This window comes from Virgibacillus pantothenticus (assembly GCF_018075365.1).
GTDB classification, from domain to species: Bacteria; Bacillota; Bacilli; order Bacillales; family Amphibacillaceae; genus Virgibacillus; species Virgibacillus pantothenticus.
In genome coordinates this window covers 1,159,189-1,173,416 of record NZ_CP073011.1, presented here as the reverse complement: position 1 = coordinate 1,173,416, position 14,228 = coordinate 1,159,189, and the positions used below count along the sequence as shown (strand labels likewise).

The 14,228-nt window shown below is 37.8% G+C and carries 12 protein-coding genes and 1 riboswitch; of the genes, 1 reads left to right on the top strand and 11 read right to left on the bottom strand.

All coding sequences use genetic code 11. The features are described 5' to 3' along the window. Positions 1-66 precede the first annotated feature (66 nt). Positions 67-1,026, top strand: a complete 960-nt coding sequence (locus KBP50_RS05520; RefSeq protein ID WP_050350455.1) for a M23 family metallopeptidase — start codon at positions 67-69, stop codon at positions 1,024-1,026. Between the two features lie 56 nt (positions 1,027-1,082). Here KBP50_RS05520 and KBP50_RS05515 read toward each other — a convergent pair whose 3' ends face one another. The 11 genes from KBP50_RS05515 to KBP50_RS05465 all read right to left on the bottom strand — a co-directional run bounded on the left by KBP50_RS05515 (position 1,083) and on the right by KBP50_RS05465 (position 14,192). Beyond that, positions 1,083-1,187 (bottom strand): methionine/alanine import family NSS transporter small subunit, encoded by a 105-nt coding sequence (locus KBP50_RS05515; protein WP_072740977.1) that lies wholly within the window; start codon positions 1,185-1,187, stop codon positions 1,083-1,085. Position 1,188: 1 nt separating this feature from the next. Beyond that, positions 1,189-2,721, bottom strand: coding sequence for a sodium-dependent transporter (locus KBP50_RS05510; protein ID WP_050350370.1), 1,533 nt, complete (start codon positions 2,719-2,721; stop codon positions 1,189-1,191). 409 nt (positions 2,722-3,130) lie between these two features. After that, a complete protein-coding gene (locus KBP50_RS05505) occupies positions 3,131-3,277 on the bottom strand; it encodes a hypothetical protein (protein ID WP_157858441.1) in 147 nt (48 codons plus the stop codon). A gap of 78 nt (positions 3,278-3,355) precedes the next feature. After that, positions 3,356-3,823 (bottom strand): hypothetical protein, encoded by a 468-nt coding sequence (locus KBP50_RS05500; protein WP_050350369.1) that lies wholly within the window; start codon positions 3,821-3,823, stop codon positions 3,356-3,358. 1,034 nt (positions 3,824-4,857) lie between these two features. Next, positions 4,858-6,417, bottom strand: coding sequence for a Na+/H+ antiporter NhaC family protein (locus tag KBP50_RS05495; RefSeq protein WP_050350368.1), 1,560 nt, complete (start codon positions 6,415-6,417; stop codon positions 4,858-4,860). A gap of 155 nt (positions 6,418-6,572) precedes the next feature. Further along, positions 6,573-6,751: riboswitch (Lysine riboswitch) on the bottom strand. Positions 6,752-6,798: 47 nt separating this feature from the next. Next, a complete protein-coding gene (gene yunB, locus KBP50_RS05490) occupies positions 6,799-7,572 on the bottom strand; it encodes a sporulation protein YunB (RefSeq protein ID WP_050350367.1) in 774 nt (257 codons plus the stop codon). Positions 7,573-7,778: 206 nt separating this feature from the next. Next, positions 7,779-9,170: a bifunctional metallophosphatase/5'-nucleotidase gene (locus tag KBP50_RS05485; protein WP_050350366.1), complete on the bottom strand. Its 1,392-nt coding sequence runs from the start codon at positions 9,168-9,170 to the stop codon at positions 7,779-7,781. A 14-nt stretch (positions 9,171-9,184) separates the two neighbouring features. After that, a complete protein-coding gene (locus KBP50_RS05480; protein ID WP_050350365.1) occupies positions 9,185-10,003 on the bottom strand; it encodes a sulfite exporter TauE/SafE family protein in 819 nt (272 codons plus the stop codon). Between the two features lie 417 nt (positions 10,004-10,420). Beyond that, positions 10,421-10,855, bottom strand: coding sequence for a universal stress protein (locus KBP50_RS05475; protein ID WP_050350364.1), 435 nt, complete (start codon positions 10,853-10,855; stop codon positions 10,421-10,423). Positions 10,856-11,264: 409 nt separating this feature from the next. Continuing rightward, positions 11,265-12,827 (bottom strand): BCCT family transporter, encoded by a 1,563-nt coding sequence (locus tag KBP50_RS05470; protein ID WP_050350363.1) that lies wholly within the window; start codon positions 12,825-12,827, stop codon positions 11,265-11,267. Positions 12,828-12,959: 132 nt separating this feature from the next. Continuing rightward, entirely contained in the window at positions 12,960-14,192 is a 1,233-nt protein-coding gene (locus KBP50_RS05465) for a peptidase U32 family protein (RefSeq protein WP_050350362.1), read from the bottom strand. Positions 14,193-14,228: the final 36 nt, after the last annotated feature.

The window sequence follows — 14,228 nt, the reverse complement described above, 5'->3', positions numbered from 1 at the left end:
CAACAAATAATAAGTTAATGTATAGAAATGGAAAATAAAGGGTGAAACAAATTGCATGTCAAACGTATGATTACAATAACAGTTTTTATATGTACACTTTTTCTTGTGATTGCTCCTACAGTTGTAAAAGCTAGTGACGATTCTATATATGAAAAAAGAATGGCCTTGTTTAAAAAAACAGAAGCAATCACGCAAATACCTTGGTACTACTATGCTGCCATCGACAATTATGAACGAAATGCGAAACAGAATACGAATGATGAGCAAGTTATTTCCATTGAAATACCTACTGAAGCTTGGTTTGGACTTGGAAATGCAGCCATGATTACGGATGAGCGGTTAATTGATTTCTTTAATGGCTATGGAAAAGATGGCAACGGGGATCAAAAAGCAGATCCAAGTAATGCTGAAGATATCCTATATACGATGGGAAACTATATCCTTACGTATGGACAAACAAAGGATGATATTAAAATCGCATTATGGAATTATTACAATCGGGATTTAACGGTTCAAACGATCATGAATACAGCTAAGGTTTTCAAAAAATTCCAAGGCATTCAATTAGTGGATCGAGATTTTCCTGTATCTACTTCCTATAACTATAGCTACCGAAGCACTTGGGGAGATCGCAGAGGCTTTGGTGGATTACGAATTCATGAAGGGACCGATATTTTTGCCGATTATGGCACTCCTGTTAAGTCGACAACCTATGGGGTTGTTGAAATGATGGGGTGGAATTTATACGGTGGCTGGCGAATCGGAATTCGAGATATATACAATATTTATCATTATTATGGGCATATGAGTGGATACGAGGATGATATCGAAGTAGGAAAAGTAGTGAAGCCAGGAGATGTACTCGGCGGAGTGGGCTCGACTGGTTATGGTCCCCCTGGCACATCAGGAAAATTCCCCCCACATCTCCACTATGGAATGTATAAAGATAATGGATATAGCGAATGGTCTTTTGATCCATATCCTTATTTAAAAAAATGGGAACGAATGGCCAAGCAAAAAGATTAGTGGTGAATTAAAATTGCAACAGCACAAAGCAAACTGGCTTTGTGCTGTTGCAAAATTTATTTTTGTCGTGACTTTCTCACAGCATAAGTAATACTTGCTGTGAGTCCACCCCAAATAATCACCATGCCTAAAATCATTACAAAAATAGCACTTGCAGTCATGTTATTTAGCCTCCTTTTGATCGGAATAACCGCTATCTGCCTCTTTAGAGCGCCACTTTGTAGCAGCCATAACGATACCTACTATAAGTGCTACACCAGCAACTGACCAGCCGGCAAATAAAATAAACGTGTCTGAATAGCCAGCATAATTTCCAGTCGGTGTGTCAAATAATTTCAATAAATTCAAACGTAATAAATCAAACATCATATACCCTAACACTAGTGGTGTAATCACATTTAAGCTTACTGGGAACCACCAGCCAAGCTTAATATCGGATATTTCATCTGCATGATTTTTTAAATTTTTAACTTGACGAAGCACCCAAGTAATCAAGGCAACTTCGACTAAACCTAGTAATGCAACTCCAAACTGGTTAATAAAATAATCAACTGTATCCAGAAAAGATAAGCCACCTTGCGTTGCGTAAATAAGCGAAATAACTGCAGCTAAGCCTCCACCAAACATAACCGCTTTCCTACGAGAAATATTAAATTTATCGGAAATTCCCGCAACATACGTTTCCGTAAGCGACATTAATGAGGTTAAACCTGCTAAAACTAAGGATGCAAAGAACAAGAAACCAAATAGACCATTTAAGCCTGGAAATTCATTAATAATCGCAGGAAATACAACAAAAGCCAAACCTACGCCATCAGAAACAACTTCATCTACTGCTACGCCTGATTGCGTAGCCATAAAACCAAGCACAGAGAAGACTCCTATACCAGCAAGTAATTCAAAACTTGAATTCCCAAATCCAGTAATAAAGGCGTTGTTTGTGATATCTGATTTTTCTGATAAATAACTAGAATACGTAATCATAATCCCAAATGCAATGGATAAACTAAAAAATATTTGCCCGTAGGCAGCCACCCATACTTCGCCAGAAAAGATACTGCTAAAATCCGGCTCAAAAAAGGCTTGTAACCCTTGCATAGCTCCATCTAATGTTACAGCACGAATAACAATAATTAGAAATATAATAGCTAATGCTGGAATAAAAATGCGATTAGCAATTTCAATTCCCTTCCTCACACCTCGGAATAAAATAAATAAGACGACAAACCAGACTAAAATCAGTGGTATGAGAACTCCAGGAACCAAGTTGCCCACCTGACCAGGATCAACCATTTTTAAATAATCGTTAAACAAAAATGTTTCCGTATTAGCCCCCCAGGCCAAGTCAATGGAAAAATATGCATAAGCTATTGCCCAGGCAATAATGACAGAATAATAGGTAGAAATAACAAATGCTACAAGAACAGCCCACCAGCCAATGAATTCAGTTTTTTTGTTCATTTTTCGATACGTTAGAGGCGCGGACCCCCGGTATTTATGCCCCATAGTAAATTCCATAATCAGGATGGGAATACCTGCTGTTAGCAATGCAAACAGATAAGGAATAAAGAACGCTCCGCCACCATTTTCATATGCTACAGCTGGAAAACGCCAAATATTGCCTAATCCAACAGCTGAACCAATCGCAGCCATAATAAAACCTGCTCTTGTTCCCCATTGAGAACGTAATGCCATATTTTCCTCCTCCTTTCTTCCTCATCCTATCAGTCGGGAATGAGGAATGTTCCAAAAGTTTAGTTTTTTCAGATATTTATGTTTGTATTATAACGGTACTTGATGCATATGTCAAAAAATATTTTCATTGCATTATCTATGGCGTAACTTCGTGTCATATATCCCTTCTAAACAACCGCATTCTCGTTTTCTAACCATTTCACTCTGTCAAAATCAAAGTAGAGAATAATGATAATCGAATAGAGCTTACCAAAAGCGGTGCTTTTATTTTCATTATTTTTAGCCAAAACTTTTAAATTTGTTTACACGCATATAAGAAAAGTCTGATATAATAAGCACATATGCTATCTACAGCCTTTATTTCCTTTGAATAGGCTTTATTAGAAGAGGTTCTTATGAAACCTTCCCTTCATATTTGTTTACGATTTCCTTCTAATTCATAAGAGTCGTGTGATGTACGCATACGTTTATAAATACATCTAAAGCTATATCCTTTATTTTCATATCCATCTAATACCATTTGTGTAAATTCACTAGTATGACCTTTTTTGGACATAAAATTAACTCCCTTCGAAGTAGCAAGTTTTATTTTTAAACCTGGCTACTTTAAAGGGAGCATACTAGTGTGTTAAATTCATTTTTTATCAACGAAGTTATCTATAGCTTTACCTATGAACCAAAAAATTAAAACTGTAAAAACAGCGATTAATGTTGATCCAATTATAGTAGCTTCAAGCCTTTCAGATATAAGACTAAAAACATTCATGTAAATAACAAAAACAATGAGAAATTTAATCCATTCAATCAAGTTAGATGGTCCTAAATCATCTAATGACCTTATTTTTTTATCTTTCCTATCTATAAAAGTTACCATTTCACTTAAAAAAAGCATAAAAATATTTAAGATTAAAAAGCCGAAGAAATACCATACATTTAACCAGAAGCTAGAATAGTAATGAAAATCAACAAAAGGTAAATATGATAATAAATACACAACTCCATATGTAATGAAAATAAAAACAGAGGCAATAAAAGTAACTATCACAAGGGACATTATAATAGCAACAGTCATACCAATAAAATTTTCGGTTTTAGTAAACATGTTAACCATCCTCTATATTTTTAATAATTAGAATTAATTGTTTAATCCGCTTTCTTTATTAGGATAATATATCCTTTACAGGAAAAGTATTCCACACAGAACAGAGAAATGTCAAGTGAATTTTATAAGTTCTATTCTCGAAAGACTTATCGTATCATCCAGAAATGATGGTAACCGCGGACTTTAGTCCGAAATATGCTCCACATGCTTTCACTATTTTACGAACCTACGATTATTTCTGTTTGCCGATAACTATGGGTGATAGAAAAAAACTAACTCCTGCCCAATAGTTAGGAATTACAGATAAAGTATTTGATTGGAATGACATTATTTATTTGCGGTGACTAGCTTTGAAAATTATGGATGTTTTCGTGACATTGTTATTTTTGAGTAGGATAATTATTGTGATACAATAAATATATGAAGGGTAAAATTTTATATAATTAAAAATAAATAAACGAAGGAGTAAGATTGAACGGAGTAATACGTGTTCCTATAGTGGAACAAAGGCGCGGGGCGCCCGTTTAGCAACGTAGCCAATGGAACGAATCAACTAAAGATTTAGGAATCATGCCACTAAAACAGGGGTATGCCGACGTCTGGGCGGCAAACCCGTTTTTAGTCGGCTTTCCTCTTAGCGACGAACCGATGAGGACTTGTCGTAGGGCGCATTTCTAAAGTCGCATCGTTGCTGGGCTCATGCGCCGGACGTAGCGATTCGGTTATTTCGTTATCCCCAAGCATCTAATTTTATCGTGTCTTATCTGATTAAAAAAACGAACAATAAATCGCCAATTGTGTATACGCAAGTTTTAGCGTAGTCAAAATATGTAGACTCCTGCGGGAACAGCGCGAGCTGAAAATCCCACAGGAAAGCGGTTTTTGCTTTCCGAGGAAGCTGACGAAAGCGAAGTATTTTGACATAACGGTGATAAAATTTTTTAATGCAAATAAGCCGAACAATTATAAATGGATTGTTCGGCTTTTGCTATATAGCATTTGCTTATGTCCCAGTCCCTTTGGGTACTTCTTACTTATTCTTCTGTCCTTGTGTTTTTCATAAAATGAATAATGGTAGTAAATGCGATAATGATGGACAGAGATACAGCCAATGGTAGAATCACTTGATTTGTAAAACCAACTAGAATGTATCCAATGGAAGCAGCAAATGCAGAAATAAATGCGTATGGAAGCTGGGTCATGACGTGATCAATATGATTTGCTCCTGCTCCGGTAGCTGATAAAATGGTTGTATCGGATATCGGGGTACAATGATCGCCGAAAACAGATCCAGCTAATACCGCTGCCATAGACGGAATCAACATTTCCATATCCGTAATCGTTGATACTTCTGCTGCAATTGGTAACATAATTCCAAACGTTCCCCATGATGTTCCCGTTGCAAGCGCCATAAAACCAGCAATAATAAAGAACAAAAATGGCAGAAAAGCAGGATTTAGCGACAAATCACTTACAATACCTGCTAAATATTCTCCTGTTTCCAATACTCCAATAATAGAACCAATCATCCAAGCTAACAACAAAATGTAAATGGCTGGCATCATCGTCTTTGCACCTTCAAAAACAATTTTCAAACTGGAGTTTCTCGGCTTTCGTTGACCCATGTGAAACAAGTATGAGGTTAATACCGCTATAATCCCACCGGCAAATAAGGATAAGTTTACATTTGTATTCGCAAAAATGGTAAGTATATTAACATTTTCTTCTGTCGCCATCGCTCCTGTAATCACCATAGAAGATACTGTAGCAACAATAAGGACTCCAATTGGCACCAGTAAATGGTATATCTTACCTCCCTGATGTGGTGTGAATGTATCGCTTAAATCCCCAGGTACTTTATCCTGTTTTGGATCAATTAGCTCCCCAGTCTGCATGGCTCGTATTTCATGCTTTCGCATTGGACCAATATCTGCTTTTAAATAAGCAACTAAAAAAACAGATATGACCGCTGCGATGGCATATAAATTGTAGGGGATCATTTTGATGAAAGCTTCTAATGGCTCCAATGTTGTAATTCCATTTGCAGCAAACAACCCGCCCATAATGCCGATAATATAAGCTCCCCAGCTGGAAATAGGTGAAATTACCGTTACTGGAGCAGACGTTGAATCAATAATATAAGCCAGTTTAGCTCGGGAAATTTTATGGCGGTCTGTTAATGGACGAGCAATTTGGCCAACAGCTAAGCTATTAAAATAATCATCAATAAAAATAATTAATCCTAACACTGCACTCATTGCTTGTGCACCTGAGCGCGTTTTTACTTTTTTAATCATCCACTCGCCAAATGCTTGACTCCCTCCAGAAGCCTGTAGAAAAGCAGTCATTACTCCTAATAACAGTAAAAACGTCAGCAATAGAACATTCCCTGTATTTATTGCGCCATCAGATGATACGAAAAGGGTATAAAACTGCATCCAGATTTCTTTAAGCGAATCTAAAATTGAGAAATCGTGGATGAGCAGAGCTCCCACTATAATTCCTGTTCCTAAAGATAGTAAGACATTTCTCGTTAAGAGGACGAGCACCAGCATTAAAACAGCTGGAATAAGTGAAAAAATTGTTCCTTCCATTCCGTTTACCTCCACTTTAAATTGCAATCGAGCAAGGAAACATACTGTTGATGGAAAATAGGATAAGTGAACGGAAGTATCGTCCGTTCACATAGAAAAAGACAACGATAGAAAATAACCTACCATTGTCTTTGCAATATACGTTATCCTCCATTTCGATCAGTAGTTCTCCATGCATGTTGCTTGCTGCATGACAGTATACCTCCTATTCAAAAGCATACCAGCGATAATAAGCTTGACACTTATTATGCTTCGGCAATACATCCTTTCATCTGCTTTCATTGTTGTCATCCTCCAACAGACTACTCTTATATACTGCACCTCTACCTCACCGATCTGATAAGGTTGAAATATTCTATTTATAAAAATCATTATAGCAAATTAATTGTTCTGATTCAAGTCATCCTTGGGAATCGAAATATTTGGCGCGCTTTCACCATCGCCTCCATAGAATTGTGGTACATCTCCCATAATAACGCGAGAATCTACATAGACTTTCGTACTAATTTCAGCAGATTCAGTACTAAAAGGGACAACGATTTGCGCATTTACAGTGACCGGTATATATATTTCAATCAGTGCGGCATTGATTCCAAAATCTTTCATAATATATTCCACATCTGATTGAATGCTGCCAACAATTTCAAAATGGACTGGTATTTTTGGGCCAAGATTTGCTAAAATGGTACTTCCTGTAGCCTGACCAATGGGAATTTCAACTACAGTAGGATCCTTGTCTGCCAATTCATCCGCCGTATCCCCATAATCCTGTGGTGGCATTTCCGGGTCATCTGTATCTAATGTCTCACCTTTATTCATTCCATATAGAAAATATTCGGCTCGTTTTGTAGCCGCACGAAGCGCCCGATTCACTGCTGCTGATTTCCAACCCACAATAGATACATTGTTTTCTGAGCTTACTTCCATTAAGTCGTCAAAGCTAATATTTTCTGTTGACTTCACTGCTTCATTAATAGTACGTGTCGCAAACTCTCTCGTTTTTTGATTGGCTATATCCATTAAAGGAGGGGTGATTCCTTTGTCAACAATTAAAATACTAAGGGAGGTCAAAATGACAAAAGCAACTGAGGTCATCAGTAAGATTATTTTCATCGGAGAATCTGTTCGTATTCTACGTCCTGGTCGTTTTCTCATAAAAAAGCCCCCTCAAAGCAAGTCTATGATTGCTCTGGGAGGATTAGAATAAAAATTCTCTCCTAACTAATCCTACCAACATATTCACTTTCTTTGTGAGCTTCATTACGTCGTAAGCTACGAAATAAAATAGTGATTCCATTTCTCTCCATGGATTTACAATTGCTAATAATCCTTTATCATGAATGGATTTACATTCATCGCCATTACATGCTTTGTAATGTTTGTGCCAATATGTCTCGTAGAAATTCCGGTAAATAATAGTTTTTAACCTCAGAGCGAGCAATTTCAGGGATTAATCTGCCAAAGGTAAATGTATCAGCAGTAGCTAACGTATAAATACGATCTGGTTGTAAAGGAATTCCATCATTTTGAAATGCTTGTTTCACAAATAGAGCTCTGTCTTTTAATTCCTCCATTTGCAGTGTTAACCCGGAAAAAGCCATTCTACCAATCATTTTCCCACGAAATCCAAAGCCTTTTAACTCAAATTCGATAAATTCCTCTGTCAACGAAGAACGAATAGCTTCTAACAACTCACTACCTGTTAATTCCACGACACAAGTATTAATTGGATGTGGACAAATACGATGAATATCACCGTACGTAACTGTTCCTTCAGGCAAGCTTTCCAACAACACCCCCGCATTTAACATCGCACAGTCCGCATTTGTTTGTCGCTTGAGTGCATCTGTTAAAGCTTGTAAAATAGGAGTCACTTTACGCCAATTAACTTCTAAAGGAGAGGATAATTGTGCAACCGGCTTAGCCAATATGCGTTCAGCACGTTCTTGATAAGCTGTAAGCAATTTCTCTGTATCCAAATCCTTTGGCAGATGCGTAATATTAGTGGCATATGCTTGCTTTTGTTTTAATCTGCCTTGGTTATGATCCCATGTTAAGATTACTTCTCCGATATAATGACAATGTTTTCCAGCAGCGGACAAAAGTGTATGGTTCACAAGCTCACCATTTCGTAACAAATGATGGGTATGTCCACCGATAATTACATCAATACCAGGAAAGCGACGGGCTATTTCACAATCTTCACTATATCCTAAGTGAGACAGTAATATAATTACATCTGCTTGGCGTTTGATAGTACCTAATATTTTCTCCAACTGCTCATAAGGAGGAGAAGCATACCAGCCAAGCAGCTCATAATACGCATTAAACGGTGCCGTAAGACCAACTACGGCAATTTTAACTCCGTGTTCAGAAGTAACTAACGTATAGGACTGTAACCAATCGGGGGCTTCGCCTTCCTTTGAATGCAAATTAGCGCAAACTATTGTAAATCTTGCCTCCTCATATAATGCAACAAGTTCATCATGGGAAATAGTAATGCCTTCGTTGTTACCAATGGTAGCTATATCGTAACCAGCTTCATTCAGTAAAGCAACATTTGCTTTCCCCTTAAAAGCCTCTGCTATTGGATGTACTCTATCCATATGATCGCCAATATCTACTGTCCAGCAAGAGTCACCTGCAGCTTGACAGCGATGTTTTGCCTGCTTTAAAAAGTAAGAAACTTGAGACCAGTTATCGAAATTACTATGTAAATCATTCGTATAATAAAAATAGATTTGTTCTTCCATTTAAAAAATACTCCTTATGCTAGCCCTTGAAAAATCATTCGAATACCAATTATAATTAATACGATTCTTAAAATCCATTCAAGTGCTTTTCCAGATAAACGTTGATTGATCATAGCACCTAATTTTCCACCGATCCAGGCTCCCGGGATAAAGAATAACGCATACATCCACTCTAGATGTCCCAATACAATATGTGTCCCCGCTCCAATTAGACTTATAAATAAAATCATAAACATGGATGTCGCTGTTGCCACATGTGCGGGTATACCAAATATAAGAATCATAGCTGGAACCATAATCGATCCACCACCAATACCAAATAAACCTGATAACACCCCTACAGATAAAGATAGCAGGATTGCAATCCAGAGAGAAAATTGGTAATGATATGTTGTTCCATCGATATCAAAGGTACGAACGCGATTATTTTGTGGTTTAACTCGAGTTGCTGTTACTTTTCGTTTTACAAAAAACAACCCAGATACACCAATCATTACCAGACCAAAATAAAGTAAAAACGGTTCTGTATCCATAAACTGGTTGAGCCATGACCCAAGAATACTACCAGGAATGCTACCTGATATAAGCCATAAACCTACTTTATAATCAATCCGTTTCGTTTTCACATAAGCAATAGATGATGATAAAGCTGTGAACACCATCGCAACAAGGGAAATACCAACAACCGCCTGTGGCGTTGCCCATGCAAATGCCTCTGAAAACTGATGTAAACCTAACAAACTGGGAATAAGTACAATTCCTCCCCCAAGCCCCATTAAAGCTCCTACCAGTGCAGTTATTATCCCTATAACGATACAAATGACAAATACCATCTTTATCCCTTCCTCAGAAAGCTATCCTCTTTTTCTATCCTAGCACTGATTTTTAGAAATAGGAACTTTCCTCTACCCTTACATGATACTGTAATAAATGATTTGTTTACAGATTCCAGCTTTACTTGTAAATCGATTGAAGCAATTGTTTTTGAACAATAAAAGAGCTGTATGTTAAATTAAACTATTTACTAGCTTACATACAGCGCAAAAAAGCTTTATTCAGCAGGTATAACGTTGCCAATCTCCGTCTAAGCAAATTGTCCGTGCACGAATTTATTCTTTACGTATTTGTTAATAATGTCTGAAGTTCTAGCATTATATTGTTCATCAGCGGATTGCTTGACTTCAGCATATTGAGAAGTTATTTATTTCGTGAAAAAAACCAGGGGGCTCTCCTTGTATTTCTTCCTCGTCTTATTTTACTACTAACACTTTACATTCGGCACGTTGAACAATTTGGCTGCTAACACTTCCTAACAGAAGTCTTCCTACTCCACCAAGGCCGCGACTACCAAGAATAATAAGGTCAATTTGATTTTCCTTGACATACTCTACAATCTGAGAACTTGGATTACGAAAAGAATAATCCAACAGCACCTCTGCCTTGCAGTTAATTCCTTCTGCTTCAAATTCTTCACGAATACGTTCCATCGATGGACGTATTTCCTCTGCCATATCCCCCATAAAACTGCGTGCAAGTGCAGCATTGGCAGTTGGTCCAGCATGTGTAATAACAGTCACAGCATGTACCACAGCATCCTCTACAAGTTTAGCCTGCTTTTTCGCTTCTTCAACTGCTTTTCTGCTTAATTCCGATCCATCATAAGCTACTAGAATATTTTCAGCCATTATAACTTCTCCCCCTCATGAGCATTTTGTTCCCATGTTTATCATAACATATTTACTGGATAACTTTAACAAGCCCATAAAGCGGATACAATAGATAAGCTATTAAGTCTTTTTATGTCTAATGCGTAATTTCATACTTAAACCTGTTTACCTCTCATAAGTTCTATAAAGTGAATCTTCAATCAGTAGTATTTTTCATTCATCCCCTACTGATGTTCGTACCGTAATAGTACGGACCAAGACCTCTTCCGAAATAGGGATTTAGGTGTGGTATCCTCGCTTGACTTATTGCAGTACAGGTTTATCCAACTTCTCAAGTGGAAGGTCTTACAGCATGATAAAGATAGCAAATCAAGCACCTCTAGCGCCGTTGCTAAAGGGGCTTGACTTAGAAGAAATATGAGAATGTTTATTTTTTTTCACGAACATTTGTCTTCCAGGCTTTATCTTCATCGATCATCTTTATTACAGCGTATATCGTAAAAAATTGGATGATAATAATCGGTATACCCATCATCCCGGATACAACCTCAAGAGGTGGCAAACCGCCTATTCGCATTAAAATTAAAGCGAGCACAGTAATAACAGCAGCAACAATAATCCGTAAATATTTAGACGGCTCTACTTTGCTCATATTTTCCGTACTCGTATAAGAAGCAATCGTATAAGTAGTAGAATCAAGCGTAGTAGTTAGAAAAATCATCGCGATCACAATAAACAGAATGATCACGACGGTTGAAAATGGCAGTGAAGATAATATATCTGGAATAGCTTGCATGGCATCGTTATTCGCTACTGTATCCAATACCGGTACATCTCCAGACAGATAACTGTTCACGCCTAATCCTCCAAGCACACCAGTTGCAACCCAGGAGATAAAGGTTGGTGCCATTAAATACGTTAATATCATTTCCTTTATTGTGCGACCGTAAGATATTTTTGCTGCAAAAACACTGTGCAGCATAGCCCATGTTGCATTATAAGCAAACCAAAATATCGTCTGTCTCTCCATATGAGAGGAACCATCGATACTTAAAGCATTTGTATGAAACGACATATCTACATAATTGGATATTAAAAAGCCCATACTATCCGTGAAGTAATTGAGGATAAAAACCCCTGGCCCTATTAGCATAATGATTAATGCAAATGCACCTGCAAGGTACATATTTAATGTGCTTAATCGTTTGATCCCTCTTTCAATCCCTAAATAGGCGCTAACGGAAAATAAAGCTACCCATACAATCGTAACGATTAATGTTAAGGTGAAATTGATCTCTATGTTTAACAGTTCTGCTAAATTATAAGTAACAATTGGTGCACCCAACCCAAGAGTCACAGCAGCTCCTGCTAAAATACTAATAAGAAAAATAACATCCAACATTTTTCCGCCAAATCCATCCGTAAACCGATCTCCAAAAATGACACGGCATGCCTCAGATATTCGCATCACGGGACTTCTACGGACGTGCAGGATATATCCCATCGCTGGAGCGGCCATTACAAAAATCGCAAATGTTTGAAAGCTCCACAAAAACATGCTATAAGAATTCCCCCATAGAATGGCCTCTGTAGATTGAGGATCCACACCAAATGGAGGATTCACAGCTACGTTCGCCCACTCGGTCATTCCAGTACGCATAATCGTTGACCCCAAGCCCATGGCAATTAAGATGGAAGCATATTCAAATAATGTGAATCGCGGCTTTTCAGCAGGGTTACCTAAAACAACTTTACCGTACTTTGAAAAAGATAGGTAAATTGCCGCTCCTACTAATATAATTGCATACCAAAGATATCCCCAGCTGAACACATCGATTAATTTATTAAAAATGGCATTCAGTATTTCTAGTGATTCATTTTCATACATGGATAAAGGGATGCTAATGGCAACGATAATTAAAAGGGATGGTACAAAAATCGGATAATCAATTAACCTTTTCTGTTGCCCACCTTTTCTCTTTGTACCCACATAAACAACCTCCAAGCATTTTTAAAATTCACTTTTGTGTAATACCACTTGGAAGATGTTTATAAACGTCAGCTGGGTAATTTCGTTATCCACAAGCACCTCATTTTATAGTACCCTATACAATAAATAGGGCTATTTTGCCTTTCGCATCATATCAAATGGCTTTACAGGTGCATCCATTTGTATGCGTACTTTCATCATCGGATGAGCTGCTCGTTCAATAGGCTGGCCATCTTCGTTCCACATCTGCGTAATTTTTTGATACACATGTGTAAAGCCAGGACCGTAAAACTCTACTTCATCCCCTATGGCAAAACTGTTACGCTGTTGTATCGTAGCTATTTGGGAAGCATCGTTGTAATCTAATACTTGACCGATAAATTTATACACCGGGATCTTCCTCCGTTTTCCAAATAATTGCTGTTGTTCATTCGGAGTTCCGTAATAAAAACCGGTCGACAGTTCACGTTGCGCCACTTTCCACAATTCATCTTCCCAACTCTGTTGGAACGTAAAATTGGCAGGATCTTTACAATAAGCATCAACTGCTTCGCGGTAAACATTAGCCACAGTGGAAACATAATGAATCGACTTCATCCGACCCTCTATTTTCAGACTATCTACACCGTTTTCTATAAAATCAGGAATATGATGGATCATGGACATGTCTACAGCACTCATCGAAAAAGGTTCATCTGTTTCATCGACAGCAAAGGACTGACGCATGCCATTATGACCCATTTCAAACAAATCGTACTTCCACCGGCAAGATTGCGAACAACCTCCGCGATTTGCATCTCGAGCCGACATATGATTTGATAATGTACAACGACCAGAATAAGAGATACACATTGCACCATGAATAAATGCCTCAATTTCTACATCTGTATGATTTCTTATTTCTTTAATTTCATCCATACTTACTTCTCTCGCCAACACAACACGTTCCAGTCCTTCTTCTTTCCAAAAGTTTAAGGTTTCGTAATTCGTAGCAGAGGACTGTGTTGACAAATGAATAGGAAGACCTGGAGCTTCCATCAGGCAAATTTCAATTAACGCAGGATCAGAGACGATAACTGCACGCACCCCAATATCTCTTATCGTCCGAAAGAAATCGCCCGCACCTTGCAAATCTCCTTCATGGGCAACCATATTTGCAGCTACGTAAACATGAGCTCCATGCTCTTTTGCAAACGTCACACCTTCTTGCATTTCCTCATACGTAAAATTGCCAGCTCGACTTCGTAATCCGTATGCATTCCCTCCTATATAAACAGCATCTGCACCGTAATGAATCGCTGTTTTCAGTTTTTCTAATGTACCAGCGGGTGCTAAAACTTCTGGTTTCTTCTTCCATTTTCCCATGACTCACAAACCTTTCTTTACATTTCATTTCTATCA

What these genes read in the sequence shown, in the direction of transcription:
- KBP50_RS05520 (WP_050350455.1), top strand. Translation starts at nt 67, where the DNA reads ATGATTACAATAACAGTTTTTATATGTACACTTTTTCTTGTGATTGCT.
- KBP50_RS05515 (WP_072740977.1), bottom strand. Translation starts at nt 1,187, where the DNA reads ATGACTGCAAGTGCTATTTTTGTAATGATTTTAGGCATGGTGATTATT.
- KBP50_RS05510 (WP_050350370.1), bottom strand. Translation starts at nt 2,721, where the DNA reads ATGGCATTACGTTCTCAATGGGGAACAAGAGCAGGTTTTATTATGGCT.
- KBP50_RS05505 (WP_157858441.1), bottom strand. Translation starts at nt 3,277, where the DNA reads ATGTCCAAAAAAGGTCATACTAGTGAATTTACACAAATGGTATTAGAT.
- KBP50_RS05500 (WP_050350369.1), bottom strand. Translation starts at nt 3,823, where the DNA reads ATGTTTACTAAAACCGAAAATTTTATTGGTATGACTGTTGCTATTATA.
- KBP50_RS05495 (WP_050350368.1), bottom strand. Translation starts at nt 6,417, where the DNA reads ATGGAAGGAACAATTTTTTCACTTATTCCAGCTGTTTTAATGCTGGTG.
- yunB (WP_050350367.1), bottom strand. Translation starts at nt 7,572, where the DNA reads ATGAGAAAACGACCAGGACGTAGAATACGAACAGATTCTCCGATGAAA.
- KBP50_RS05485 (WP_050350366.1), bottom strand. Translation starts at nt 9,170, where the DNA reads ATGGAAGAACAAATCTATTTTTATTATACGAATGATTTACATAGTAAT.
- KBP50_RS05480 (WP_050350365.1), bottom strand. Translation starts at nt 10,003, where the DNA reads ATGGTATTTGTCATTTGTATCGTTATAGGGATAATAACTGCACTGGTA.
- KBP50_RS05475 (WP_050350364.1), bottom strand. Translation starts at nt 10,855, where the DNA reads ATGGCTGAAAATATTCTAGTAGCTTATGATGGATCGGAATTAAGCAGA.
- KBP50_RS05465 (WP_050350362.1), bottom strand. Translation starts at nt 14,192, where the DNA reads ATGGGAAAATGGAAGAAGAAACCAGAAGTTTTAGCACCCGCTGGTACA.